Source organism: Microbacterium sp. K27 (genome assembly GCF_004794435.1).
Taxonomy (GTDB): Bacteria; Actinomycetota; Actinomycetes; order Actinomycetales; family Microbacteriaceae; genus Microbacterium; species Microbacterium maritypicum_A.
The window spans coordinates 211,231-235,918 of the sequence record NZ_SSDK01000047.1 but is presented as its reverse complement, the minus strand read 5'-3'; the positions used below and the strand labels follow the sequence as shown (position 1 = coordinate 235,918).

The following is a 24,688-nucleotide window of genomic DNA, read 5'->3' as shown; positions in this document are numbered from 1 at the left end:
GCGAGGAGAATGATGGAGCACGATCCAGACCGGAGATTCACGCTGGTCGAGGTCAGCGCGAGCGACTGGGCGATCCACGATCTGCAGTACCCGGAGAACGACCACCGCAGAGTCGTCTGCACGATCTTCGAGGACGCCCCCACCGAGGTCGAGGTGCTGTGGCGCCGCGACCTCCCGCTCGCCCTGCGTTACTCCTCCGCCGAAGACGTCCTCGAGGCCGTGCGGCGGTTCCAGGACACCTCCCGAGCGACGCGCCCCATCCCGATCCCGCACCTTCCCCCGGCCCGCGGCGCGCACGGCAGAAGGTCTGCACCACGCTGACACGCCGTGATGATCAGGTGGACGCGATATGTCGGTCTGCGCCAGACTGACGACCAGTAGGCCGTCCCCCACCTCGCCTGGAGTCCCCGTGTCGTCACCCGCACCCGCCGCATCCTTCTGGAAGACCTTCTGGGAGAAGGGCGGCTGGTGGCGAGCCCTCTTGCTCACCGCCGTCTACTTCGCCCTGTTCCAGCTGTTGTCACTGGTCTTCACCCCTCTCGCCGAGCAGGTCCAGGATCCGGCGGGCACAGCCGGTGTCGCGGTGTTCTACCTGCTGCCCGAGATCATCGGAGCGGTGATCCTGGCGCTCTTCACCCTGTCGGTCGGATGGTGGCGCGAGCTCTTCGCGCGGCAGCCGATCCGCGGCCGTGGCTGGATGTGGATCGCGATCGTCGTCGTCCTGCTCTTCAACATCCTCCGGTTCGCCACGATCGACTATGGAGCTGTCGGCGTCGACGTCGTCCTCACGTGGCTGCTCACCGGACTCCTGATCGGGCTGACGGAGGAGGTCCTCACCCGCGGCCTGGTCGTGACCCTGATGCGCAAGGCCGGCTACCGCGAGATCGTCGTCGCGGTGATCTCGGCCACGCTGTTCTCCCTCCTCCACGCGGGCAACCTGCTCTCGGGACAGCCTCTGCTGACCACCGCGATCCAGGTCCTGTACACCTTCGCCTTCGGCATCCTGATGTATCTGGCCCTCCGCGTCACCGGCACGCTGATCGCACCGATCCTGCTGCACGCGAGCACGGACCCGAGCATCTTCCTGCAGTCCGCGTATCCCGCGGACGGTGCACTCACGGCCTTCGCCGCCTTCGGCAACATCGCGGTGATCATCACCGGGTTCGTGCTGATCTTCTTCATCCGCGGTCGCGTCGGCGACGCCCAGCCGTCCTTCTCCGAGACGCGCCCCGCATGACGGCGCCGTCGCTCCGCGTGCAGCCGCGGGTATGGATCGGACTGGTCATCTGGGTCGGCTACATCGTCGTGGTGTTCGCGATCCAGAAGTCCACGGGGATCCCCTACGACACATGGGGCGACAGCGCCGGCAACCTCTTCTTCGGCGCCGGGCTCTCCCTCATCGTCGCGACGATTCTCCTCGGGATCACCACGAGCCTGCTCGGCTGGTGGGGCCCTGCGATCCACGAGGCGCAGCGCAGCCGTCACACCTGGCCGATCTTCGTACCGATCCTGGTCGCCGTGGCCGCCGTGCTAAATCTCGCCGGTACCGATTGGAGCGCGTACAGCGGTGCGTTCCTCGGCGCTTCGCTCGTGCTCCTCCTGGTCGGCTTCACGGAAGAGATCGTGCACCGCGGACTGCTGCTCACGGCTCTGCGATCCCGGTTCGCCGAGGTCTGGGTGTGGCTCCTCTCCTCGGCCCTCTTCGCGGTGATGCACTTCGTCAACGTGCTTCTCGGCGCACCGTTCGCCGGCACCGTCAGCCAGGTGGGCACCGCCTTCCTCATGGGGACGGCGCTCTACATCCTGCGCCGGGTGACCGGATCGCTCATCTGGGCGATGGTGCTGCACGGCGTGTGGGACTTCTCGGTCTTCGCCGCGGGGGTGGGCACGCCGAGCGGGGTCTCCGTGATCGCCAACCTCCTCTACCTGCTCGTGGGGATCGTCGGTGTCGCGATCGTCTGGGTCGTGATCCGCGGAGTGGACGAGCGCACCCCCGCGCTCGGGTCGGCCTCACTGCAGTAGGTCTGCCTCCGGCCAGTCGGTCACGACGACCTTCCCGATGGTGCGCGACGATTCGACGATCTCGTGCGCCCGACGCATGGTCTCGGCGTTCAGCGGGGTGAGGTGGGTCGTGACCGTGGTGCGGAGGGTGCCGTCGTCGACGAGGGCGGCGACGCTCTCCAACAGGTCATGCTGGTAGTGATCGGCGGGGTCGGTGACCGGCCGGGTGAACATGAGCTCCCAGTGCCAGGTGACGCTCTTCGCCTTGAGCGCGTCGATGCTGCCCCCTGTCTCGTCGATGGACACCACCTGTCCTCGTGGACGGATGACGTCGGCGATCGCGCGGACGTTGCCGGGCGTGAACGACGTGAACACGTAGTCGACACCGGTCGGAGCGAGCGCCGACACCTCGCTGGTGAAGTCGCGGCCGACGACGTGATCTGCGCCCATCTTCCGCACCCACTCCGCCGTCTCAGGCCGAGAGGCCACCGCGACGACCTCGAGACGGGTGAGCGCCTTCGCGAGCTGGATGATCAACGATCCGACGCCCCCTGCGGCGCCGATCACCAGGAGCACGCCCTCGCTCTCGCGGGTGAGGGCGAGGCGGTCGAACAGGCTCTCCCAGGCGGTGATGACGGTGAGGGGCAGAGCGGCTGTCTCGGCCACCGAGAGCGTGTGCGGCGCATGACCCACGATGTTCTCGTTCACGAGGTGGTATCGGGCGTCGGTGCCGGGGCGGTCGATCTGCCCGGCGTAGTAGACGCGATCCCCCACCGCGAAACGCGTGATCTCGTCACCGACGGCGACCACGACTCCCGCCGCGTCATATCCGAGGATCCGCGGCGCACCCGACGTGGGAGCGCCGGCGCGCACCTTCACGTCGACGGGATTCACCGACACGCCCTGCACCTCGACGAGGAGATCTCGACCGACGGGGTTCGGCACGGGAAGCGAGATGTCGCTGAGGGACGTGGGATCGGTCACGGGACGCCGACCGCGGGCGCCGATCGCGGGCATGCGCTCGGGGAGAGGATGCGACGAGGAGGCGGAGTTCGGAGTGTTCATGGTTGTCATGCGCGTCACGCTATCCGAAGCACTCTAGTTACCCGCAAGCGCTCCTGCTATCCAAAAGATACTGGCCTGCATCGTGGAGATGGGCGACCTCGGCGGAGCGTTCCCGCCGCAAGGAGCGCCGAATCGCGATACCCAGCAGCGAGGCTGTTACATTCAACGGCATGCGCGCGGCGAACTCCTCGGTCGGAACAGCGGACCAGGAACGGTCGGATCGGCGCGGACTCGCGGTCAGCCTGTGGATCCTCATCCCTCTGATCCTCCTCGTGACGTACTTTGCGCAGATCCTCGAGTCGTTCAGCGCTGTCGGCTGCGAAGGCGACTGCGATCTGGATCTCGCCTTCGGCGCCCGCGCCGCTTATCCGTGGGCGATCGGGGCCTCGGTCCTCGCGGCGGTGGTCGTCGCCGTGGTGTCCCGACGCACGAGGAAGCCCGCGTACTGGGGCCCGTTGCTCGGCGTCGTCCTCGTCCTGCTGTCGGCGATCGTGACCAGCATCCTGTTCCAGGTCGGCCTGGCCCCGATGCACGAGCGGAACGACCGGATCGCGAGCGGCGAGATTCCGGTCGAGACGCCACCGCCGCTCCCCGACCCCGTCGGAGACTGGGAGGCGAGCGTCGGCGGCACCCCGTACCTGCGGTTCTCCGCCGACGGCACGGTTGACGGCAACGACGGATGCAACGACTTGAGCGGCCGATGGACGCAGGACTCCTCCGGCAGGATCGACCTGGAAGCGCTCGTCCCCCAGACGACGAACGTGTGCGACGGCGTCGACACCTGGCTGAGCGTCGGTCGCTCGGCCGACATCGTCGACGGGTACATGTACGTCAACGGCGATATGGACTCACCCATCGGAGGCCTGCAACCGGCGCGCTGAGGCTCGGATCGCACCCCGGGAACCAGAAAAACCCCGGCGAACCGGGGTTTCGTTCTGTAGCAGGAGCGGGGCTTGAACCCGCGACCTCACGATTATGAGTCGTGCGCTCTAACCAGCTGAGCTACCCTGCCGCGAGGCATCCGTCCGCGTGAGAAGAATGCTTGCGAGCCCCGAGTCAGGATTGAACTGACGACCCCTTCCTTACCATGGAAGTGCTCTGCCACTGAGCTATCGGGGCGTGCTGCCCCTCGCGGGGCAACCGTACGAGAATACCATCACTGTGGCGTCCTCATGAAATCGAGCCGGTCAGTACGACGTTCGACCCGCGTTCTCCTTGAGCCACGGCATCGGGTCGATGGTCGATCCGTTGACGATGAGCTCGAAGTGCAGGTGGGCGCCGTAGGAACGGCCCGTGTTTCCGGTCTTGCCGACGACAGTGCCGACCGTCACCGTGTCGCCGGCCTTGACGTTCAGAGACCCGTACTGCATGTGCGAATAGTGGCTCGTGATGACCTGGCCATCGATGACGTGGTCGATGTAGACCGTGACACCGAAGGCACCGCCCTGTTCGGTCGCGATGCGGACCGTGCCGTCGGCGATGGCCTGGATCGGCGCGCCGTTGCCCGGCACGAAGTCGATGCCCTCATGGAGGCGGCCGCTGCGCATGCCGTAGCCGTAGCTCATACCCACGCCGACGAGGAACGGCCACTGGATCGCGGCGTCGGGGTCGTTCGTGAAGATCTCGCCCGAATAGTTGATGCCCTGCTCCGCGGCGACCTCGGCGAGCGAGACCGTGCTGAAGTCATCGGCGCGGGTGAGCGCCTCGCTCTCGACACCGGATGGCGCGACGAACGCCTGGATCTCACCCTCGGCCGTGTCCTTCGCTTCTCCGGCGGAGGACGACACCAGCGACATCGATGCCGCCGAAGCACCCTGCACGCCGGCGACCGCCTCGGCGGGGAGCGTCATGGACACCGCGAGGAGACCGGCGAGGCTCATCACCCCGACGGTCGCGCTGAGAGTCACGGCCTTGCGGATGTTGCGGGGACGACGGGCGGCCACATGCATGGCGGCGACGGGCTCGTCGTCGGAGGCGCGCGCCGACTGCGCCCGCGCACGGTCGGCTGCGGAGACGGTGGGAACGGAACCGGTCGCACGGAACGCGCGGGACGCACGCTCGAACGCGTCGGCGTCGTCGCCGGGCACGTCGGGAACATCGGCGATGATCTGCTCCGGGTTCGGAGCGATGAAGGGCTCGACCAGCGGCTCGGCGGCGACGTCGTCGGCCGTGGGGCGCTGACGGGCGGCACGCCGGGAAAGCGGGGCGACAGCAGCGAGGGCCACGGCTGTGGCGTCGACGGCGGCAGTGGGGGCGGCGGCAGTGGGCGCGGCGGCGGATTCGGCGGCAGAGATGGGTGCCGTCGGTCCCGCCGCGGGGGCCTCAGAGGCCGCAGTGCGGAGTCGGCTGGACCGGCGCGTGGGCGCAGAGGCAGCCTGGGAAGTCTCGAAGGGCAAAGCGTTTCTCTCGGTCGTGCGTCAAGCTCGGGGGGCGCAAACTTTGACTTTCACCTTCGGGTGGCGAAAGTAACGATCGCATAAACCATATCTTGATCAGTCTGGGAATGCCATGAATCGTTCAATGTTTCTGGTCGAGGATGGCGCGCAGTCGCGAGTGCACTTCCACCCCGCCCGCGAGCAGCATCGGACGTGGGGAGTCGATGTCGATGCGCGACACCACACCACCCGCTTCTTCGACGAGGAGGGCACCGGCGGCGAAGTCCCACGGACGAAGCCCCCGCTCGAAGTATCCGTCCAGTCGCCCCGCCGCGACGAAGGCGAGGTCGAGTGCTGCGGCTCCCATGCGTCTCAGATCCCGGGCCATCGGCATCACCCGCCCCACGGTGGCGATGTCGCCCTCGTGCGTGGTCGGGTCGTAGCCGAACCCCGTGGCGAGCAGCGCTCCGGCCGGGGTCTCTCCGGTCACCTCGAGACGGTCGCCGTTCGACCACGCGCCCTGGCCGCGGGCGGCCGTGAACATCTCGCCGAGAGCGGGGGCGTTGACCGCACCGGCGAGTGCTTCCCAGGTCTCCGGATCGGGATCGCCGCGGACGGCGGCGATGCTCACGTTGTACGCCGGGATGCCGTATGCATAGTTGACGGTGCCGTCGATCGGATCGACGACCCACGTGATCCCGCTGCTGCCGGCCTCGGCACCGGTCTCCTCCCCCAGGAAACCGTCGTCGGCCCTCGCGGCCCGAAGGCGTTCGCGGATGAGCGCCTCGACCTCACGATCGGCTTCGGTGACGATATCGGCCAGCGACGACTTGGTGGCCGCCAGACGCACCCCCTCCTGTCGACGCGTGCGCGCGAGCCGTCCGGCTTCTTCCGCGATCTCGCTCGCGAGCTCGAGGAGCTCGAGTTCGAGTGTCACTGGGCAGGCCGCTGCGGGGCGGGGGGAGGCGGCGGGAAGGCCGGCAAGGTCTCCTGCGGAGGAGCCGTCGGCTGCGCGGCCGGCGCCGGTGGCACCGGATGCTCTCCCGGAGCCACCTGCGGCGAGGCGACCGGTTGCGTGAACTGCGGAGCAGCGGGCTGTGGCGATGTGGGCTGTGGCGATGTGGGCTGGGGCGCGACCGGGAAACTCGAGACCGGCGCTGCGGCGAGCGCCTGCTGCGGCGGCACGACGGTCGGGTAACCCGTGTAGTAGGCGTTCCAGTCGGGCGATGCGTCGGGAAGCGCCGGGAGCGGGGTGATGCCGTCTGCGTAGGTGGGCCAGGACGGCGGCGATGCCACAGCGCGATCGGCGGGCGTCTTCTTCTTGGGAGCGAAGAGCGCGTTCAGCAGTGGGATCAGCGTCGTGCCGACGGCCACCAGGATCGTCAGCGCGACCACGATGCGCCAGTAGAGCTCGCCGTAGTGGAACGTGTTCGGGAAGGCCAGGAAGAACACGAGCATGCCGACGAGGCCAGCGAGGAACGTGATCGTGACGATGTAGATGACCCGCGTGAATGTTGTGACGTATCGCTGCGCCGCGGGAGTGAACAGGCGCACGTGCAGCAGGGCGAGCTGAAGGATGCCGATCACGAGGAGCAGCTGGAAGAAGCGCTCGGCACCGAAGTAGAAGCCGTCTTCCGGCAGCCAGATCTTCACGGCTCCGACGAGGAGCGCGACGATCCAGCTCACCATGCTCGCCAACTGGAGCCAGTCGGGACGGTTCGGCGCGAGACCGGCTTCGAGGATCGCGATGCCGGCGAACGCTGCGAGCAGCAGGATCGTGAGGAACGCCCGGCCGATCAGACCATCTTGATCGCCGATGAGCACCCAGATGACGCACACGAGCGCCGCGGCGATCAGGGCCCCGATGGCGATCCACAGGGAACCCCTGATGAGCAGCGACATGTTCTTCTTCTCACCCTGCGTCTGATGCGTGGTGATGTCCGGCTGGGACATGGCGATCCTCTCGTCGTGCGGCGATGCCTTCATCCTGCCACGCGCGCCCGCAGATGCCACGGGCGCCGCCCTCGTCGCCGAAGACCTTTCCCGATCTCTGCCTCTGTGGAGGAGAGGTCAGCCGGCTTTCTTCGCCGATGCTGCGGCGAAGGCTGCGACTCTGGCCTGCGCATCCGGCGTCTCCAGGGCTGCTCCGATCGAACGCGCCTCCTCACTCAGCTGCTCGACGAACGTGCGCTCCGGCTGCGATCGCACCAGCCGCTTCGCCTGGCCGTAGGCGTCTGCGGCGCCCGCCAACCAGAATCGCGCGATCTCCTCACCGCGAGCACGCACCAGTTCCGCCTCGGAGACGGCGTCCGCACCTTCGACGGCCTCGGCGACGAGACCCCAGTCCACAGCCTCCGCCGACGACAGCAGTCGATCCTGCAGCACGAGCTGCAGGGCGCGGCGCTGACCGACGGCACGGGCGAGCTGAGCGGAGACCGACAGATCCGGGGTCAGACCGATGTTCGCGTAGAGGCTGCCGAGCTTCGATCGCGAGCCGACCACGGCATAGTCGCTGCACAGCAGAATCCCCAGACCACCGCCGGCCGTGGTGCCGTGGGCAGCGGCGACGACAGGCACCGCCGATTCCGTCAACGAGCGGATGCCGGTGTTGATGACCTCGGCGAGAGCGGTGATCTCCGCGCCGGAAGCCCCCATCGTCGTCGCCATGTCGATCACATCGCCCCCGGCGCAGAAAGCGGGGCCGACGGCATCGATCAGGATCGCCTTCACATCGGATCTCGACGTCGCCTCGGCCGTCGCGTCCTTCCAGGCGTGTGCGAGGTCGGCGTTGAAGGCGTTGAGGCGAGCGGGGCGGTTCAGCGTCAGCCGTGCCAATCCCTCTTCGACGGCGAACAGGATGGCATCACTCATGGCTTCTCCTTCGAGCGCAGGACGTGTGGGACCAGCGTAACCGCGATCAGACCCGCTCCCAGACCTGCGAGACGAAGCTCTCCATTCGGCGACGCGTGCCGTCGAGGCGGAAGTCGACCTGCCCCGGAGTCCTGACCTCGTTCGGTGCGAGCGGGTGGGCGAGACGCACGTTCTCGTGGCAGGAGAGGTCGGCGCACATGTAGGTGCCGAACGAGGCCCGGACTTCGGCTTCGGTGAGCGGTCGCATCAGTCCAGTCTATGAACCGTTCGCACTCGCGAGGCCACGTCACATCCGCCGCATCGTGACCATCGAGAAGACCGTCTCGAACAGCTGAGCCGCGAACACCGATGCCCAGACGGACGCCGCGAGAAGAAAGACGACCTGGATGGCGATCATCACGATCAGCGGTGTCGACCCCCGTCCTCCCCGTCGACGGACCACGACATGACGACCGATCACGTAGACGAGAGAGGACAGGAAGGTCCATGCCCAGGGGAAAGGTCGGGAGAACCCTCGGCCGGCGAGCTCGCGGGCATCGAGGGCGGCGAACCAGACGGAGAGCCCGTAGATCGTCCAGCCCGACAGCGTCAGGACCAGGTACCACGGCGTGAGGAAGGCGTTGATCTCCGCGGCGATGAATCTCTCCACGTCGAGGGACGACGAGCCGTCCAGCGGGACGACGGCGAGCATGTCGAACATCCCCTGCTGCATCTGCACCAGGTATCCGATGGCGGCGATCGCGCTGAGCACCGGGAGGAGCACGATCAGCCACACCCATACGGTGTTCGCGCTCGTTCCCTCCGGGACCGACGGGAACTCCCCCGACGTCACGGGGGTCGGCGCCTCGCCATCCCATCGGGATCCGTCCCACCATCGCGTCGCACCCTGGTCATCGGTGTACCACCCGGCGGGGGCGCTCATGGTCGCTCTCCGAGGTCGACGCGGGCGCGGATCGTCTGGAGCATGTGACCACCATATTCATGGTGGCGACATCCGGGAGGCGGGGATGAGAGAAGGCCCCCGCGGTGATCGCGTGGGCCCTCGGATTTCCGCAGTCTTCCGCGGAGGTGATGGATGGTGGCGAGTGAGGGATTCGAACCCCCGAATGCAGAGCAGTCTGATTTACAGTCAGATCCCTTTGGCCGCTTGGGTAACTCGCCAGAGCGCACCCGTCCGACTTCGACAGCCAACCGGGGGCACGAGAGACAAGCATACCTGTCGGAGGCGGGTGCAAGAAATCGGACCGTCAGCTGCCGCTCACGCCGCGACCGGAGGCCTCCAGCGACTCGGGCGTCCGCAGGAGTCCGCCCTCTGCGCGACAGGTCGCGGCGGCGACATCCATCGCGCGCAGCAGCAGTGCGCGCCACTCCCCCAGGTCGGACGGAGACGCTGTGACCAGGCCCTCTGCGACGGCGGCGAGAGTCGCATCCCCCGCGCCGACGGTGTCGATCACCGCGCCGGGAAGCTGCGCGATGGGGGCGGAGACGATGCCGGCATCCGCGTCGATCGTGGCGCCGTCGGCACCCGCGGTCGCGAGGACGGCCGCAGCACCGAGGTCCCGCAGGCGCGCGCGCAGCGCGTCGAGGTCACCGTCGTAGAGGATCGCCGCATCATCCGCACCGACCTTGACGATGGCAGCCGAAGCCACGAGCTGTTCGAATCCGCGGACGAACTCCTCCCGGTCGCTGAGCATCCCGGCGCGCGGGTTGGGATCGATCGCGACGCGTGCGTCTCCCAGGGCATCGCGCAGTGCGTCGACCTCCGCCGGCTCATCGAAGGGGAAGCAGCTGATCGCGACGAGCCCGGCGTCGGCGATCGCCTGACGAGCGTCGTCGGAGTATCGGATGCTGCGTCTCTGGGCGGCCTCGTTGAAGACATACTGCGGTTCGCCGTCGGCCGCCCGCTGCACGATCGCGCGGGACGAGCCGAGGGGGGCCTCACTCCCTATCAGGCGCACACCGTGGTCGGACAGGTACTCGCGGATGTGCGCGCCTGCCTCGTCCTCCCCGAGCATGGCGATCAGCGTCGTCTCGACTCCCAGCCGCCGCAGTCCGACGGCGACGTTGAGTGCCGCACCGCCCACGAGCTCGCGGACGCCGGAATCGTCGCGGATCTCATCGATCAAGGCATCGCCGATCACGACAACGGAACCGGCGGAAGAAGTTTGATTGCTCACCCGCCGACACTATCGTGGCGCCGTGCACCGACGGGCTGCACCGCGTTCCACTCCCGTCGCGCCGCCGACGAGCAGTACGGTGTGGACATGAAGCCCCGAGTCGCCGGCGCTGCCGCCGCTTTCCTCCTCCTCGTCGTTCTGACGGCGTGCACCCCGCAGGTAGGCGATGGCGGGGACCCTTCGCCCAGCCCCACGGAAGGCCACACGGCAGGCAGTGAGGAGACCAGCAGCCCGTCGCCCACCCCCACTCCGATGACCGCTCCCGTCGCCCTGCCGACCGACTGTCGTGCGATCTTGTCGGAAGCCGTGCTGGCCGAACTCGGCGACATCCCTCTCAACGACGCCGCCTTCGGGCCTTCGGGAGTGGGCGCTGACGGTGCCCTCACCTGCAATTGGGCGGACCCGCGTGCAGACACCACGCGACTCACGACGACGATCTCGCGGATGAACCGCGGGCCCGCGCTCGACAAGCTCAATGCGCTCGCCGACGACGAGGGCTTCTCCTGTTTCACGCCGGACGGCGGCACGCGCTGCGAGAAGACCTGGCCGAACGAGCAGTACCCCGTGACCGACGGCCGCACGCTGTTCTGGCGTGATGATGTGCTCATCGACACGCGCTACACGAACCTCGCGCCGACCGGTTACACCTCGAGCATCGTGGAGCACATCTTCGGCTGACGTCCAACGCGCTCCGCGCGTGTCAGGATCTTCCGCCGACTGCACGGCTTCTCGACGAGTGCACGGCTCGGCGACACACGTCACCCGTGCGCTCGGCAGCTTCCCGTGCACTCGCGCCACATCGCACACCGCCGGGCACGCAGAAGGCCCCAGGCGAGTCGCCTGGGGCCTTCTGCGTCACTCAGTACTCAGTACTGCGGCTCTCGCCTCGATCAGTTGTAAGTACCGGGGGTGATGTCGTCCGTCGAGAACGCGTCGAAGTCGACGTAGCCGAAGTCACCGTCGGCGTACGCACCGTCGGATGCGAAGATCCGGTTCGGGTAGCGCTCGCTCTTGGCTTCCTCGGTGGCCTCGACGGTGACGTCGCGGTACTTCGAGAGACCGGTTCCGGCGGGGATGAGCTTACCGATGATGACGTTCTCCTTGAGACCGACCAGCGGGTCGCGCTTGCCCTGCATCGCAGCCTCGGTGAGCACGCGGGTCGTCTCCTGGAAGGAGGCGGCCGACAGCCACGATTCGGTCGCGAGCGACGCCTTCGTGATACCCATCAGCTCCGGACGGCCGGACGCGGGACGCTTGCCCTCTGCCACAGCCTCGCGGTTGATCGACTGGTAGCGCTTGAGGTCGACCATCTCACCCGGGAGCAGGGTCGTGTCGGCGTGATCGACGACGGTGACCTTGCGGAGCATCTGACGGACGATGACCTCGATGTGCTTGTCGTGGATCGGCACACCCTGCGAGCGGTACACGCCCTGGACGCCGCCGACGAGGTAACGCTGCACCTCGCGAGCACCCATGACACGCATGATCTCCTTGGGGTCGAGCGTGCCCACCAGGATCGGCTGACCGACCGTGACGTGCTGCCCGTCCTCGACGAGAAGCGTCGCGCGCTTCAGCACCGGGTAGATGACCGGCTCGTCACCGCTGTCGGGCGTGAGGATGACCTTCTTGCCCTTGTCGGTCTCGTCGATCGCGATGCGGCCATCGGCCTCGGCGATCGGCGACGCGCCCTTGGGGGTACGCGCCTCGAAGAGCTCCTGCACACGGGGAAGACCCTGCGTGATGTCATCCGCCGATGCCGAACCACCCGTGTGGAAGGTACGCATCGTCAGCTGGGTACCGGGCTCACCGATCGACTGGGCCGCGATGATGCCGACGGCCTCGCCGATGTCGACGGTCTTGCCGGTCGCGAGCGAACGGCCGTAGCACTGCGCGCAGACACCGACGGCGGAGTCGCAGGTCAGGACCGAGCGCACCTTGATGCTCTCGACACCGAGCCCGACGAGCTTGTCGATCAGCACGTCACCCACGTCGTCACCGGCCGAGGCGAGAACCTCGCCCGACTCGCTCACGACATCGGAGGCCAGTGTACGAGCGAACACCGAGTTCTCGACGTTCGCGTCGCGCACGAGCTCACCCTGCGAGTTCGGTGCGGCGATCGGGAGCTCGAGGCCCTTCGACGTGCCGCAGTCCTCTTCGCGGATGATGACGTCCTGCGAGACGTCGACCAGACGACGGGTCAGGTAACCCGAGTCGGCGGTACGCAGAGCGGTGTCGGCCAGACCCTTGCGGGTACCGTGCGTCGCGATGAAGTACTCCGCAACCGACAGACCCTCGCGGTACGAGGAGATGATCGGACGCGGGATGATCTCACCCTTGGGGTTGTTCACCAGACCACGCATACCGGCGATGTTCCGGATCTGCAGCCAGTTACCACGAGCACCCGACGACACCATGCGGTTGATGGTGTTGTCCTCGGGGAAGTTCGCCTTCATGGCGGCCTGGACCTCGTCGGTGGCCTCGGTCCAGATCTTGATGAGCTCCTGGCGACGCTCGGAGTCGGTCGTCAGACCCTTCTCGTACTGCGACTGGACCTTCGCGGCCTGCTTCTCGTAGCCGGCGACGATCTCCGCCTTGTTCGGCGGGGTGAGGATGTCGCTGAGGGCGACGGTCACACCGGAGCGCGTTGCCCAGTAGAAACCGGCGTCCTTGATGCGGTCCAGCGAGGCAGCCGTCTCGACCTTGGGGTACTCCTCGGCCAGCTTGTTGACGATCTGCGACAGCTTGTTCTTGTCGGCCTGCTCGCGGACGAACGGGTAGCCCTTGGGCAGCGTGTCGTTGAAGATCGCCTGACCCAGCGAGGCGTCGACGAGACCGTGACGCTCGTAGCCCTCGGGAGCTTCGCCCTCGAGGAAGGTCAGACCGGGGATGCGGATGCGGATCTTCGCCTGCAGGTCGAGGGAACCCTCGTCCTTGGCCAGGATCGCCTCGCCCACGGAACCGAACGCACGGCCCTCACCGGCTGCGCCCTCCTTGACCGTGGTCAGGTGGTGCAGACCGATGATCATGTCCTGCGAAGGCAGGGTGACCGGACGGCCGTCAGACGGCTTCAGGATGTTGTTCGACGCGAGCATCAGCACGCGGGCCTCGGCCTGAGCCTCGACCGACAGCGGCAGGTGGACAGCCATCTGGTCGCCGTCGAAGTCGGCGTTGAACGCCGCGCAGACGAGCGGGTGCAGCTGGATGGCCTTGCCCTCGACGAGCTGAGGCTCGAACGCCTGGATGCCCAGACGGTGCAGGGTGGGTGCACGGTTGAGCAGCACCGGACGCTCGCGGATGATCTCCTCGAGCACGTCCCAGACCTCAGGACGGGTGCGCTCGACGGCGCGCTTGGCCGCCTTGATGTTCTGCGAGTGACCGAGGTCGATCAGGCGCTTGATCACGAACGGCTTGAAGAGCTCCAGAGCCATCTGCTTGGGCAGACCGCACTGGTGCAGCTTCAGCTGCGGGCCGACGATGATGACCGAACGGCCCGAGTAGTCGACACGCTTTCCGAGCAGGTTCTGGCGGAAACGGCCCTGCTTACCCTTCAGCATGTCGCTGAGGGACTTCAGGGCACGGTTGCCGGTACCGGTGACGGGACGACCACGGCGACCGTTGTCGAACAGTGCGTCGACGGCCTCCTGCAGCATGCGCTTCTCGTTGTTGACGATGATCTCGGGGGCACCGAGGTCGATCAGACGACGAAGACGGTTGTTGCGGTTGATCACACGGCGGTACAGGTCGTTCAGGTCGGAGGTCGCGAAGCGGCCACCGTCGAGCTGGACCATCGGGCGCAGCTCCGGCGGGATCACCGGGACGACGTCGAGGACCATCGCGGCCGGGCTCATGCCGGTCTCGAGGAACGAGCTGACGACCTTGAGGCGCTTGATCGCACGGATCTTGCGCTGGCCCTTGCCCTCGGAGATCTGCAGACGCAGGTTCTCCGCCTCGGCGACGAGGTCGAACGCCGCGAGGCGACGCTGGATCGACTCGGCGCCCATGTAGGCCTCGAAGTACTGGCCGAAGCGGTCCTGCAGCTCGTGGAAGACGTCGTCCTCCGGGCGCAGAGCACCGACCTCGAGGGTGCGGAAGTCCTCCCACACGCGCTCCAGCTTCAGGATCGCCTCGTCGGCACCCTTGCGGATGAGCGACATCTCCTTCTCGGCGGCGTCCTTGACCTTCTTCTTGGCGTCGGCCTTGGCACCCTCTGCCTCGAGGGCAGCGAGCTCCTCCTCCAGCTTGGCCAGGCGCTCCGCGATCTTGGCATCGCGGCGGTCGCCGAGCGTCTTCAGCTCGAGGCGGATGTTGTTCTCCTGCGTGCCCAGGTCGCGGTGACGAGCTTCCTCGTCGACCGAGATGACCATGTAGGCGGCGAAGTAGATGACCTTCTCGAGGTCCTTCGGCGCCATGTCGAGCAGGTAGCCCAGACGCGAGGGCACGCCCTTGAAGTACCAGATGTGGGTGACGGGAGCGGCGAGCTCGATGTGACCCATGCGCTCACGACGGACGGAGCTCTTGGTGACCTCCACGCCGCAGCGCTCGCAGACGATGCCCTTGAAGCGGACGCGCTTGTACTTGCCGCAGGCGCACTCCCAGTCGCGGGACGGGCCGAAGATCTGCTCTCCGAAGAGACCATCCTTCTCCGGCTTCAGGGTGCGGTAGTTGATGGTTTCGGGCTTCTTGACCTCGCCGTAGGACCACGCGCGGATGTGGTCTGCGGTCGCCAGGCCGATGCGAAGCTCATCGAAAGTTGTGGACTCGAGCACTAGTTCTCCTGTGTCGGAAATTCTTTTTGAGAAGTCTGCTTCGGTGGGCCCGGAACGCGTGTCCCGGGCCCCCGAAGGATTAGATCTCGTCGATCGAGGCGGCCTCGAAGCGGCTGGAGATGTTGATACCGAGCTCTTCTGCGGCGCGGAACGCCTCATCGTCGGTGTCGCGGAGGTTCACCAGCGTGCCGTCGGCCGAGAGGACCTCGACGTTCAGGCAGAGCGACTGCATCTCCTTCATGAGCACCTTGAAGGACTCGGGGATGCCGGGCTCCTGGATGTTCTCGCCCTTGACGATCGCCTCGTACACCTTGACGCGGCCGAGGATGTCGTCGGACTTGATCGTGAGGAGCTCCTGGAGCGCGTATGCGGCGCCGTAGGCCTCGAGGGCCCACACCTCCATCTCACCGAAGCGCTGTCCACCGAACTGCGCCTTACCACCGAGCGGCTGCTGGGTGATCATCGAGTACGGACCCGTGGAACGTGCGTGGATCTTGTCGTCGACCAGGTGGTGCAGCTTCAGGATGTACATGTAGCCGACCGAGATCGGGGCCGGGAACGGCTCGCCGGAGCGGCCGTCGAACATCTGGGCCTTTCCGCTGGAGTCGATCAGACGGACACCGTCGCGCGTCGGGATGGTCGCGTCGAGGAGACCGGCGATCTCCTCCTCGCTCGCACCGTCGAACACCGGGGTGGCGACCTTCGTGCCGGGAGCGGCCTCGAATGCCTGCTCCGGCAGACGGGCTGCCCACTCCGGAGTGCCTTCGACCTTCCAGCCCTGCTTCGCGATCCACCCGAGGTGGGTCTCGAGGACCTGGCCGAAGTTCATTCGACCGGGGATGCCGAGCGGGTTCAGGACGATGTCGACCGGGGTGCCGTCCGCCATGAACGGCATGTCCTCGATCGGGAGGATCTTCGCGATGACACCCTTGTTGCCGTGACGGCCGGCGAGCTTGTCACCCTCGGTGATCTTGCGCTTCTGGGCGATGTAGACCACGACGCGGCGGTTGACCCCCGAGCCGAGCTCGTCGTCGCCGTCCTCGGCGTTGAACTCCTTGACCGCGATGATCGTGCCCTGCTCGCCGTGAGGCACCTTCAGGGACGTGTCGCGGACCTCGCGGCTCTTCTCGTTGAAGATCGCGCGGAGCAGACGCTCCTCGGCCGACAGCTCGGTCTCACCCTTCGGCGTGACCTTGCCCACGAGGATGTCGCCGGGGCGGACCTCGGCGCCGATGCGGATGATGCCGCGCTCGTCGAGGTCCTTCAGCAGCTCCGGGCTGACGTTGGGGAGGTCACGGGTGATCTCCTCCTTGCCGAGCTTGGTGTCGCGGGCATCGACCTCGTACTCCTCGATGTGGATCGAGGAGAGGGTGTCGTCCTTCACCAGGTCCTGGCTCAGGATGATCGCGTCCTCGAAGTTGTAACCCTCCCACGTCATGAACGCGACGAGGAGGTTCTTTCCGAGGGCCAGCTCGCCGTTCTCGGTGGCGGGGCCATCGGCGATGACCTCTCCGACCTCGACGCGCTCACCGGCGTTGACGACGACCTTCTGGTTGTACGACGTGCCCTGGTTGGAGCGGTCGAACTTGCGGAGGTGGTACTCCTGCGTCCCGCCCTCGTCGAGCATGACGACGACGCGGTCTGCGGAGACCTCGGAGACGACACCGGCCTTGTCGGCGGTGAGCACGTCACCGGCGTCGATGGCCGTGTAGCCCTCCATACCGGTTCCGACGAGCGGCGAGTCGCTGCGCAGCAGCGGCACAGCCTGACGCTGCATGTTGGCACCCATGAGGGCGCGCTGTGCGTCGTCGTGCTCGAGGAACGGCACGAGCGAGGTCGCGACCGACACCATCTGGCGCGGGGAGACGTCGATGTAGCCGATGTCCTCCGGGAGGAACATGTCGACCTCGCCGCTGCCGCCCTTGGGGCGCGCCAGCACGTGGCTCTCGATGAAGCGACCCTTGGCATCGAGCGGGGCGTTGGCCTGCGCGATGTTGAAGTCGACCTCTTCGGAAGCCGTGAGGTAGTCGATGTGCTCGGTGACGATGCCACCCTCGACCTTGCGGTACGGGGTCTCGATGAAACCGAACGAGTTGATGCGCGCGAAGGTCGCGAGAGCACCGATCAGACCGATGTTCGGGCCTTCAGGCGTCTCGATCGGGCACATGCGGCCGTAGTGCGAGGGGTGGACGTCACGGACCTCGACGCCGGCGCGGTCACGGGAGAGACCACCCGGGCCCAGCGCGGAGAGACGACGCTTGTTCGTCAGACCGGCGAGCGGGTTGTTCTGGTCCATGAACTGCGACAGCTGCGACGTTCCGAAGAACTCCTTGATCGCGGCGACGACGGGGCGCACGTTGATCAGGGTCTGCGGGGTGATCGCCTCGATGTCCTGCGTGGTCATGCGCTCGCGGACGACGCGCTCCATGCGGGACAGACCGGTGCGGACCTGGTTCTGGATCAGCTCGCCGACCGCGCGGATGCGACGGTTGCCGAAGTTGTCGATGTCGTCGGTCGCGAGACGGATCTCGGCCTTCTTGCCGCCGCGGATGCCCGTGAAGGTCTCCTCGGTGCCGGCGTGCAGGCGCACCAGGTACTTGATCGTGGCCACGATGTCCTCGACGGTCAGCACCGAGGAGGTCAGCGGCTGGTCCAGGCCCAGCTTGTGGTTGATCTTGTAACGACCGACCTTGGCCAGGTCGTAGCGCTTCGGGTTGAAGTAGAAGTTGTCCAGGAGCGCGCGGGCGGCCTCGGCGGCGACCTGCTCGCCCGGACGGAGCTTGCGGTAGATGTCGCGGAGCGCATCTTCCTTGGTGACGATCGTGTCCTTCGCGAGCGTCTCCTCGATCGAGGTGTAGCCGGCGAACTCGGCGAGGATCTCCTCGCTGGTCATGCCCAGTGCCTTGAGGAAGACGGTGACCGACTGCTTGCGCTTGCGGTCGACGCGCACGCCCACCTGGTCGCGCTTGTCGATCTCGAATTCGAGCCATGCACCACGGCTCGGGATGACGCGCGCCGACACGATGTCCTTGTCGGACGTCTTGTCGGGGGTCTTGTCGAAGTAGACACCCGGCGAACGCACGAGCTGCGACACGACGACGCGCTCGGAGCCGTTGATGATGAACGTGCCCTTGTCGGTCTGCAGCGGGAAATCGCCCATGAAGACCGTCTGGGTCTTGATCTCACCCGTGAGGTGGTTCATGAACTCGGCCTCGACGTACAGCGGAGCGGCGTAGGTCTTGCCACGCTCCTTGCACTCCTCGATCGAGTACTTCTCCGGCTCGAGGTAGGGGTTCGTGAACGACAGCTGCATCGTCTCGCCGAGGTCCTCGATCGGAGAGATCTCCTCGAAGATCTCGCCCAGACCGCTGTTCTCGTTGACGTCGGTGCGACCCTGCTTCTTGGCCTCGGCCACGCGCGCCTTCCAGGCGTCGTTGCCGACCAGCCAACCGAAGGACTCGGTCTGCAGGGCGAGAAGGTCAGGGACCGTCAGCGTGTCGGAGATCTTGGCGAACGAAAGACGGGAAGCTCCGCGTCCGTTCTTGGTGGTGGTGGATGTGGATGCGTTGCGAGCAGCAGCCAAGGGAATAACCTCCGTGAGCCCCGCAGGGCTTCTCGATTCCTTTGTCGTCAGGTGGAGTGTGCGCCCGGGAACTCGACAGATGCCGACCACCATATGAGGGCAGGGAGAAACGAGCGCAACTACTAACTATACGCACGATTATGCGACATGGCAAGCGCAGTCCTTGACCAATCTCGGAAGCTGCGGTATGAGTCTCCGATCGCCGGACCGGAACACATGCGGTCCGGCGATCGGAGGAGGTGATCTCAGGACGCGATGCCCAGCTCGTTGCCGGGGATCGACGCCAGCAGACGCCGCGTGTACGGGTCACGGGGATTCGTGAAGATCTCCTCCGACGTCGCCGCCTCCACGAGCCTGCCGTCCTTCATGACGCACACGTAGTCGCTGATCAGCCGCACCACCGCGAGGTCGTGGGAGATGAACAGGTAGCTCAGTCCGTACTCCCGCTGCAGGTCGCCGAGCAGCTTCAGGATCTGGTCCTGCACCAGCACGTCCAGCGCCGACACCGGCTCGTCGCAGACGATCAGATCCGGCGAGAGGGCGAGAGCCCGTGCGATCGCGACACGCTGTCGCTGGCCGCCGGACAGCTCGGACGGATACCGCCGCAGCATCGACTGCGGCAGGGCCACGTCGTCGAGCAGCTGCCGCACGCGCTTGCGCCGATCGGCGCCGCTCCCGCGCTTGTAGAACTCCAGCGGCTCGGCGATCAGGCGCTCGATCGTGAACATCGGGTTCAGGCTCGAGTAGGGATCCTGGAAGATCGGCTGCACCTGCTGCCGGAACTCCTTCGTCTCCGCCCGGCTCAGCGACGCGATGTCCTTGCCCTCGTAGCGGATCAGCCCGCTCGTCGGCTCGATCACCTTCAGCAGCATCCGCGCGGTCGTGGTCTTGCCGGAACCGGACTCGCCCACGATCGCGACCGTCTCCCCGCGCGGGATCACCAGCGACACGTCGTCGACGGCCACGAAATCCTCGCCGCGGCCCCGCACCGGGTACACCTTGGTGAGGTTCTCGATCTCGACGATGTTGTCCGCGGGGGCCGCCTCAACGACGGCATCGGCATCGGCGACAGCATCGGCATCGGCCGCCCGTTCCCGGGTCCGGAAGGCCTCGGGCCGCAGGCGTGCCGCCGCGACGGACGGGGCCGCCTTCACGAGCGACTGCGTGTACGGATGCTGCGGGTCCTCCAGGATCTGGCGCGCATCGCCCTGCTCCACCACCTTGCCGCGGTGCATCACGATCACCCGCTCCGCACGCTCGGCGGCGAGGCCCAGGTCGTGCGTGATGAGCAGCACCGCCGTGCCCAGCTCGCGCGTCATCTGCCCGATCTGATCGAGGATCGTCTGCTGCACCGTGACGTCGAGCGCGCTGGTGGGCTCGTCGGCGATCAGCAGTCGCGGCTTGCACGCCAGACCGATCGCGATGAGCGCACGCTGGCGCATGCCGCCGGAGAACTCGTGCGGGTACTGCTTCGCCCGCCGCGCCGGATCGGGAAGGCCCGCGGCGGTCAGCGCCTCGACCACCTTCGCCTGCACGTTCTGTCGGGTGGCGAGGCCATGCGCGAGCAGCGTCTCCGCCACCTGCGTGCCGATCTTCGCCACCGGGTTCAGGTTCGACATCGGGTCCTGCGGCACGAGACCGATGTCACGACCGCGGATCGTGCGCAGTTCGTGCTCGGGTGACCGCGAGATCTCCTTGCCGTCGAGCCGGATGCTGCCGGACGCGATCCGGCCTCCCCCGGCGAGCAGTCCGATGATGGCCATCGCGGTGGTGGACTTGCCCGAGCCGGACTCCCCCACGATCGCGACGGTCTCGCCGGGACGGATCTCGAGGTCGACGCCTTCGACGGCGTGCACGACGCCGTCCATGGTGGCGAAGTCCACGGCCAGTCCCTGGACCGACAGCAACGGTTCGGTCGACATCTGCTTCTCCTTCGCGGCGCTCACGGCACCGTCGTCCCGCGCGTTCATCGCGCCCTCGTCCGGGGGTCCATCGCCTCGCGCAGCGCTTCACCCAGCAGGGTGAAGCCGAGCGCCGTGACGGCGATGCAGATACCGGGGAGGAAGGCGAGCCAGGGCGCGATGGCGAGCTCGGCCTGCGCGTAGGTGAGCATGCGCCCCCACTCCGCCGTCTCGGGCCGTCCGCCGCCGAGGCCGAGGAACGACAGCGCCGCCGCATCGATGACCGCGGTGGCGAGCGTCAGGGTGCCCTGAACGATCACGGGTCCGATCGCGTTCGGCAGCACGTGCGACATGGTGATCTTGCCGCGACCCAGACCGAGCGTCTGCGCCGAGAGCACGTAGTCGCTGGAGCGCTGCTGCAGCATGGAGGCGCGCAGCAGCCGGGCGAAGATCGGCACCTGGGAGGCCCCGATCGCGATCATGATGGCGAACGGGGTCTGCCCGAGGATCGCGGCGATCGACACCGCCAGCAGCAGGTTCGGCACCGAGAGGATGATGTCGACGATGCGCATGATGAGCGTGTCGACCCAGCCGCCGAACGTGCCGGCGAGCAGGCCGAGGATCATGCCGCCGACCAGGCCCATGGCCGTGGAGATGACGCCGATCATGAGAGACGCCTGCGCGCCCCAGATGAGCTTGGACAGCACGTCGCCGCCGAAGCGGTCGAGGCCCAGCGGGAACTGCGGCAGCTCCCCCGGTCCCGGGATGTAGGTCGGCGTGATGTACTTCGCACCCGGCAGCGCCGTCTCCGGGTAGGGAGCGATCAGGGGCGCGAGCGCGGCGATGAGCAGGAACGCCACGACGATGGCCGCGCCGATCCATGCCGTCGGGTTTCGGCGGAGGCGGCGGAACACGTCCCGCCAGAAGCCGCCGGAGCCGTTCTTCAGATCGGCCTGGGCGATGGCGACGGTGTCGATGCTGCCGCCGCTCTCCGCGGAGGGGCCCTGGGCGGGCGGGAGCGCGATGGTCATGCGACCGCCTCCTTTCGGACGATGGGGAGGGACATCACTGCACCCTCACTCTCGGGTCGATGAAGCTGTAGGAGACATCGACCGCCAGGTTGATCAGCGCGTACGCGATCGCGATGAAGATGATGAAACCCTGGAGGACCGGGAAGTCCCTGGTGAAGATCGCTCTCGCCAGGAACGAGCCGATTCCGGGGAAGGCGAACACCGTCTCGGTGAGCACCGCCCCCGAGATCAGGAGCCCGGTCTGCAGGCCGATCGTGGTGATCACCGGGAGCATGGCGTTGCGCAGGATGAAGCGGTTCCGCAACGTCGGCGATCCGACACCCTTCGCGCGGCCGGTGCGCACGTAGTCGGCGTTCTGCACTTCCAGGACGCTGGCCCTGGTGATGCGGACGATGATCGCGAGCGGGATGGTACCGAGCGCGAGTGCCGGGAGGATCAGGTGCAGGATCGCATCCCATGCGGCATCGAACTCGCCGGTGATGATGCCGTCCCACACATAGAACCCGGTGGGATGGGTCGCGTCTATTCGTGGATTCTGGCGCCCGTCCGACGGCAGCCATCCCAGCTGGACCGCGAAGACGTACTTCAGGATGAACGCGAGGAAGAACACCGGGATGGTGATGCCGATCAGGCTCAGCACCACCGACGCGTGGTCGGTGAACTTCCCGTGGCGGCGGGCGGCCCAGTACCCCAGCGGGATGCCGATGCCCACCGCGAAGATAAGCGCCATGACGCTCAGCTCCAGCGTCGCGGGGAACCGGCGGAGGAACTCCTCCGTCACCGGTCGGTTGGTCTGGATGGAGGTGCCGAAGTCTCCCTGCAGGAGGCGTCCGATCCAGATGAAGTACTGCTCGATGAGGGGCTTGTCGAAGCCGTAGAGCTCGTTGACTCTCGCGACGGCCTCGGGTGTGGCCTTCTCGCCGAGCAGGGCGACCGCGGGGCCGCCGGGGAGGGCCCTGACCCAGGCGAACAGCAGGATGCTGAGCCCGAACAGGGTGGGGATGAGGAACAGCAGTCGCCTGCCGATGGTGCGCAGCACGAAGATCTCCGTCGATCAGAAGGTACGCCGTTCCCCCGGTCCCGCCGAATGCGCGGGACCGGGAGAGCGTCGTATCAGGTGGTCAGGCCTACTTGGTGAGGACGATGTCCGTGAAGACCTCGTCGTTCACCGGGCTGGCGGGATAGCTCTTCACGCGCGGGTCGAACGCCAGGGTCGGCGCCGGGTGCGCGAGCGGGACGCCCGGGATGAACTGGGCGACCATCTCGTTGATCTCCTCGTAGAGCGCCGTCTGGTCCTCGAGGTTGGAGACGCCGCGCGCCTCGTTCAACTTCTGGAACAGCTCGGGGTTGTCGAAGCCCCACTCGGAGCTCTGCTGGCCGAAGAAGACGCCGACGAAGTTGTCGGTGTCGTTGTAGTCGCCGGTCCAGCCGAGCAGGTGGATGCCGTGGTCCGAGGTGCCGGTGGTGCGGTCGAGGTACTCGACCCACTCCTCCGAGACCGGGGTGGTCTCGACGCCGACCTCGGAGAGCTGCGACGACAGCACCGTGAAGATCTGCTCGGGGTCCGGCATGTAGGGACGCGAGACGTTGACCGGGTAGTTGAAGGTGAGCTTCAACGGGTTCGCCTCGGTGTAGCCCGCCTCGGCCAGCAGCGACTTGGCCTTCTCGGGGTCGTAGTCGTAGGTCGTGACATCGGGGTTGTATCCGTTGACGACCTCGGGCACGAACTCGATCGCCTTCTGCGTGCCCTCCGGCAGCACCTGGCTGATCAGCGCATCCTTGTCGACCGCGTACGAGAGGGCCTCACGGACCTTCGGGTCCTGCAGCTCCGGGACCGCCTGGTTGAAGGCGAGGTAGAGGATCGTGAACGGCGGACGCGACACCATGGTGAAGCCGTCGTCCTCGAGCGCCTTGGTATCGGCGGGGCCGACCAGGTCGTAGCCGTCGATCGATCCGGACTCGAGCGCCTGGCGGCGAGCGGTCGGGTCGTCGATCGTGCGGAAGATGATCTCGTCGACCTGTCCCTTGTCTCCCCAGTACCCGTCATAGGACTTGAGCGTGACCTGCTCGCCCGGTGCCCATTCCTCGAAGGCGTAGGGCCCGGTGCCGACGGGGTGACCCATCGCGTACTCGGAGAGCTGCGGGGCCTCGGCGGAGCCGCTGACCTCATCCGCGCCGAACTCCTGCATCGCCGAGGGGCTCTGCATGGCGAAGGCCGGCAGCGAGAGCGAGGCGACGAAGCCGGCGAACGGCTTGTTCAGCTCGATCGTGACCGAGTTCTCGCCGTCGGGGGTGCAGGACTTGTACACGGCGTCCGCCGCGTTCGAGGCGTACCCCTTGAAGAGCTTGTTGTAGTAGTAGCCGAAGGCCTCGGACGCGGCGAGCCCCGTCCAGTTGAACCAGCGGTCGAAGTTCACGCAGACGGCCTCGGCGTTGAACGGCGTGCCGTCCTGGAACGTGACGTCTTTCTTCAGCTCGAAGGTATGGGACATGCCGTCCTCGGACGACTCCCACGACTCGGCGAGGAGCGGTGCCGGGTCGGCGGTACCGGGCTCGGTGCCGACGAGACCTTCGAAGATCTGACGCGAGACGCGGAAGCTCTCGCCATCCTGCGCGAAGGCGGGGTCGAGACTCGCCGGGTCGGAGGAAGCGGCGAAGACGAACGTGCCGTCGACGTCGCCGGAACCTTCAGACCCTTCGTCACCACGCTCGCTGGCGACGCAGCCCGCGAGGGCGAGCGCAGCGATCGTGGCTCCGGTTACGGCGATGAGTCCTCGCCGACGCTTGACTGATTGGTGCATTGTGTGACCTTCCCTGTCGGGCGCTTCGTTGCGCGTCCCGAGGCTTCTTCGCCTCGGGGACGGTGATGACTCGACGGTACCCAGCAGATCCTCAGATGCCAAACGCATCCATGTTGC

General features: G+C 67.0%; 19 protein-coding genes and 3 tRNA genes. 5 read left to right on the top strand and 17 right to left on the bottom strand.

The window, feature by feature from the left end; translation table 11 throughout:
• The first annotated feature begins 12 nt into the window (after positions 1-12).
• The 3 genes from DW307_RS17930 to DW307_RS17920 all read left to right on the top strand — a co-directional run bounded on the left by DW307_RS17930 (position 13) and on the right by DW307_RS17920 (position 2,022).
• A complete protein-coding gene (locus tag DW307_RS17930; RefSeq protein WP_021199034.1) occupies positions 13-321 on the top strand; it encodes a hypothetical protein in 309 nt (102 codons plus the stop codon).
• An 88-nt stretch (positions 322-409) separates the two neighbouring features.
• Positions 410-1,237: a CPBP family intramembrane glutamic endopeptidase gene (locus tag DW307_RS17925; protein WP_021199033.1), complete on the top strand. Its 828-nt coding sequence runs from the start codon at positions 410-412 to the stop codon at positions 1,235-1,237.
• Positions 1,234-2,022, top strand: a complete 789-nt coding sequence (locus DW307_RS17920; RefSeq protein ID WP_051671127.1) for a CPBP family intramembrane glutamic endopeptidase — start codon at positions 1,234-1,236, stop codon at positions 2,020-2,022. The genes DW307_RS17925 and DW307_RS17920 overlap by 4 nt, the downstream gene beginning before the upstream one ends.
• On the opposite strand, the gene DW307_RS17915 is transcribed toward DW307_RS17920, so the two are convergent.
• Positions 2,011-3,075 (bottom strand): zinc-binding alcohol dehydrogenase family protein, encoded by a 1,065-nt coding sequence (locus DW307_RS17915; protein ID WP_240750756.1) that lies wholly within the window; start codon positions 3,073-3,075, stop codon positions 2,011-2,013. The two genes, DW307_RS17920 and DW307_RS17915, sit on opposite strands and share 12 nt — an antisense overlap.
• A gap of 161 nt (positions 3,076-3,236) precedes the next feature.
• Here DW307_RS17915 and DW307_RS17910 point away from each other — a divergent pair, with 161 nt between their 5' ends.
• Complete coding sequence (locus DW307_RS17910) at positions 3,237-3,947, top strand: META domain-containing protein (RefSeq protein ID WP_136025361.1); 711 nt, start codon at positions 3,237-3,239, stop codon at positions 3,945-3,947.
• 57 nt (positions 3,948-4,004) lie between these two features.
• On the opposite strand, the gene DW307_RS17905 is transcribed toward DW307_RS17910, so the two are convergent.
• The 10 genes from DW307_RS17905 to DW307_RS17860 form a co-directional block, all read right to left on the bottom strand.
• A tRNA-Met gene (locus tag DW307_RS17905) sits at positions 4,005-4,078 on the bottom strand.
• Between the two features lie 35 nt (positions 4,079-4,113).
• A tRNA-Thr gene (locus DW307_RS17900) sits at positions 4,114-4,185 on the bottom strand.
• Positions 4,186-4,253: 68 nt separating this feature from the next.
• On the bottom strand, positions 4,254-5,462 hold the full coding sequence (locus DW307_RS17895; protein WP_136025360.1) for a M23 family metallopeptidase: 1,209 nt from the start codon (positions 5,460-5,462) through the stop codon (positions 4,254-4,256).
• A gap of 121 nt (positions 5,463-5,583) precedes the next feature.
• A complete protein-coding gene (locus DW307_RS17890; protein WP_029259810.1) occupies positions 5,584-6,378 on the bottom strand; it encodes an inositol monophosphatase family protein in 795 nt (264 codons plus the stop codon).
• Positions 6,375-7,394, bottom strand: a complete 1,020-nt coding sequence (locus DW307_RS17885; protein WP_051671118.1) for a hypothetical protein — start codon at positions 7,392-7,394, stop codon at positions 6,375-6,377. Before DW307_RS17885 ends, DW307_RS17890 begins: the two co-directional genes overlap by 4 nt.
• A 117-nt stretch (positions 7,395-7,511) precedes the next feature.
• Positions 7,512-8,312: an enoyl-CoA hydratase/isomerase family protein gene (locus tag DW307_RS17880; protein ID WP_136025359.1), complete on the bottom strand. Its 801-nt coding sequence runs from the start codon at positions 8,310-8,312 to the stop codon at positions 7,512-7,514.
• A 46-nt stretch (positions 8,313-8,358) separates the two neighbouring features.
• On the bottom strand, positions 8,359-8,559 hold the full coding sequence (locus DW307_RS17875) for an FBP domain-containing protein (protein ID WP_446723843.1): 201 nt from the start codon (positions 8,557-8,559) through the stop codon (positions 8,359-8,361).
• 39 nt (positions 8,560-8,598) lie between these two features.
• Positions 8,599-9,234 carry a DUF2510 domain-containing protein gene (locus DW307_RS17870; protein ID WP_051671116.1) on the bottom strand — a complete coding sequence of 212 codons (636 nt, stop codon included), beginning with the start codon at positions 9,232-9,234 and terminating at the stop codon, positions 8,599-8,601.
• Positions 9,235-9,388: 154 nt separating this feature from the next.
• Positions 9,389-9,473 (bottom strand) — tRNA-Tyr (locus DW307_RS17865).
• An 86-nt stretch (positions 9,474-9,559) separates the two neighbouring features.
• Positions 9,560-10,489 carry a PfkB family carbohydrate kinase gene (locus DW307_RS17860; protein WP_136025358.1) on the bottom strand — a complete coding sequence of 310 codons (930 nt, stop codon included), beginning with the start codon at positions 10,487-10,489 and terminating at the stop codon, positions 9,560-9,562.
• 87 nt (positions 10,490-10,576) lie between these two features.
• Here DW307_RS17860 and DW307_RS17855 point away from each other — a divergent pair, with 87 nt between their 5' ends.
• Entirely contained in the window at positions 10,577-11,167 is a 591-nt protein-coding gene (locus DW307_RS17855; RefSeq protein ID WP_136025357.1) for a hypothetical protein, read from the top strand.
• Between the two features lie 212 nt (positions 11,168-11,379).
• Here DW307_RS17855 and rpoC read toward each other — a convergent pair whose 3' ends face one another.
• From rpoC to DW307_RS17825, 6 genes are all read right to left on the bottom strand, one after another.
• Positions 11,380-15,255, bottom strand: a complete 3,876-nt coding sequence (gene rpoC / locus DW307_RS17850; protein WP_021199011.1) for a DNA-directed RNA polymerase subunit beta' — start codon at positions 15,253-15,255, stop codon at positions 11,380-11,382.
• A 79-nt stretch (positions 15,256-15,334) separates the two neighbouring features.
• On the bottom strand, positions 15,335-18,838 hold the full coding sequence (gene rpoB / locus DW307_RS17845) for a DNA-directed RNA polymerase subunit beta (protein ID WP_136025356.1): 3,504 nt from the start codon (positions 18,836-18,838) through the stop codon (positions 15,335-15,337).
• 245 nt (positions 18,839-19,083) lie between these two features.
• On the bottom strand, positions 19,084-20,808 hold the full coding sequence (locus tag DW307_RS17840) for an ABC transporter ATP-binding protein (RefSeq protein ID WP_029265918.1): 1,725 nt from the start codon (positions 20,806-20,808) through the stop codon (positions 19,084-19,086).
• The gene (locus DW307_RS17835; protein WP_021199008.1) at positions 20,805-21,770 is read right to left on the bottom strand and encodes an ABC transporter permease; all 966 of its coding nucleotides are present in this window, start codon (positions 21,768-21,770) and stop codon (positions 20,805-20,807) included. The genes DW307_RS17840 and DW307_RS17835 overlap by 4 nt, the downstream gene beginning before the upstream one ends.
• Before the next feature lie 34 nt (positions 21,771-21,804).
• Entirely contained in the window at positions 21,805-22,809 is a 1,005-nt protein-coding gene (locus DW307_RS17830) for an ABC transporter permease (protein ID WP_017828176.1), read from the bottom strand.
• Positions 22,810-22,897: 88 nt separating this feature from the next.
• Positions 22,898-24,571, bottom strand: a complete 1,674-nt coding sequence (locus DW307_RS17825) for an ABC transporter substrate-binding protein (protein WP_021199007.1) — start codon at positions 24,569-24,571, stop codon at positions 22,898-22,900.
• Positions 24,572-24,688: the final 117 nt, after the last annotated feature.

Bases quoted from the DNA above. Each gene is read 5' to 3' on its own strand.
- DW307_RS17880 (WP_136025359.1), bottom strand. From the start codon at position 8,312: ATGAGTGATGCCATCCTGTTCGCCGTCGAAGAGGGATTGGCACGGCTG.
- DW307_RS17915 (WP_240750756.1), bottom strand. From the start codon at position 3,075: ATGACAACCATGAACACTCCGAACTCCGCCTCCTCGTCGCATCCTCTC.
- DW307_RS17840 (WP_029265918.1), bottom strand. From the start codon at position 20,808: ATGAACGCGCGGGACGACGGTGCCGTGAGCGCCGCGAAGGAGAAGCAG.
- DW307_RS17870 (WP_051671116.1), bottom strand. From the start codon at position 9,234: ATGAGCGCCCCCGCCGGGTGGTACACCGATGACCAGGGTGCGACGCGA.
- DW307_RS17825 (WP_021199007.1), bottom strand. From the start codon at position 24,571: ATGCACCAATCAGTCAAGCGTCGGCGAGGACTCATCGCCGTAACCGGA.
- DW307_RS17910 (WP_136025361.1), top strand. From the start codon at position 3,237: ATGCGCGCGGCGAACTCCTCGGTCGGAACAGCGGACCAGGAACGGTCG.
- DW307_RS17930 (WP_021199034.1), top strand. From the start codon at position 13: ATGGAGCACGATCCAGACCGGAGATTCACGCTGGTCGAGGTCAGCGCG.
- DW307_RS17875 (WP_446723843.1), bottom strand. From the start codon at position 8,559: ATGCGACCGCTCACCGAAGCCGAAGTCCGGGCCTCGTTCGGCACCTAC.
- DW307_RS17835 (WP_021199008.1), bottom strand. From the start codon at position 21,770: ATGACCATCGCGCTCCCGCCCGCCCAGGGCCCCTCCGCGGAGAGCGGC.
- DW307_RS17855 (WP_136025357.1), top strand. From the start codon at position 10,577: ATGAAGCCCCGAGTCGCCGGCGCTGCCGCCGCTTTCCTCCTCCTCGTC.
- DW307_RS17885 (WP_051671118.1), bottom strand. From the start codon at position 7,394: ATGTCCCAGCCGGACATCACCACGCATCAGACGCAGGGTGAGAAGAAG.
- DW307_RS17920 (WP_051671127.1), top strand. From the start codon at position 1,234: ATGACGGCGCCGTCGCTCCGCGTGCAGCCGCGGGTATGGATCGGACTG.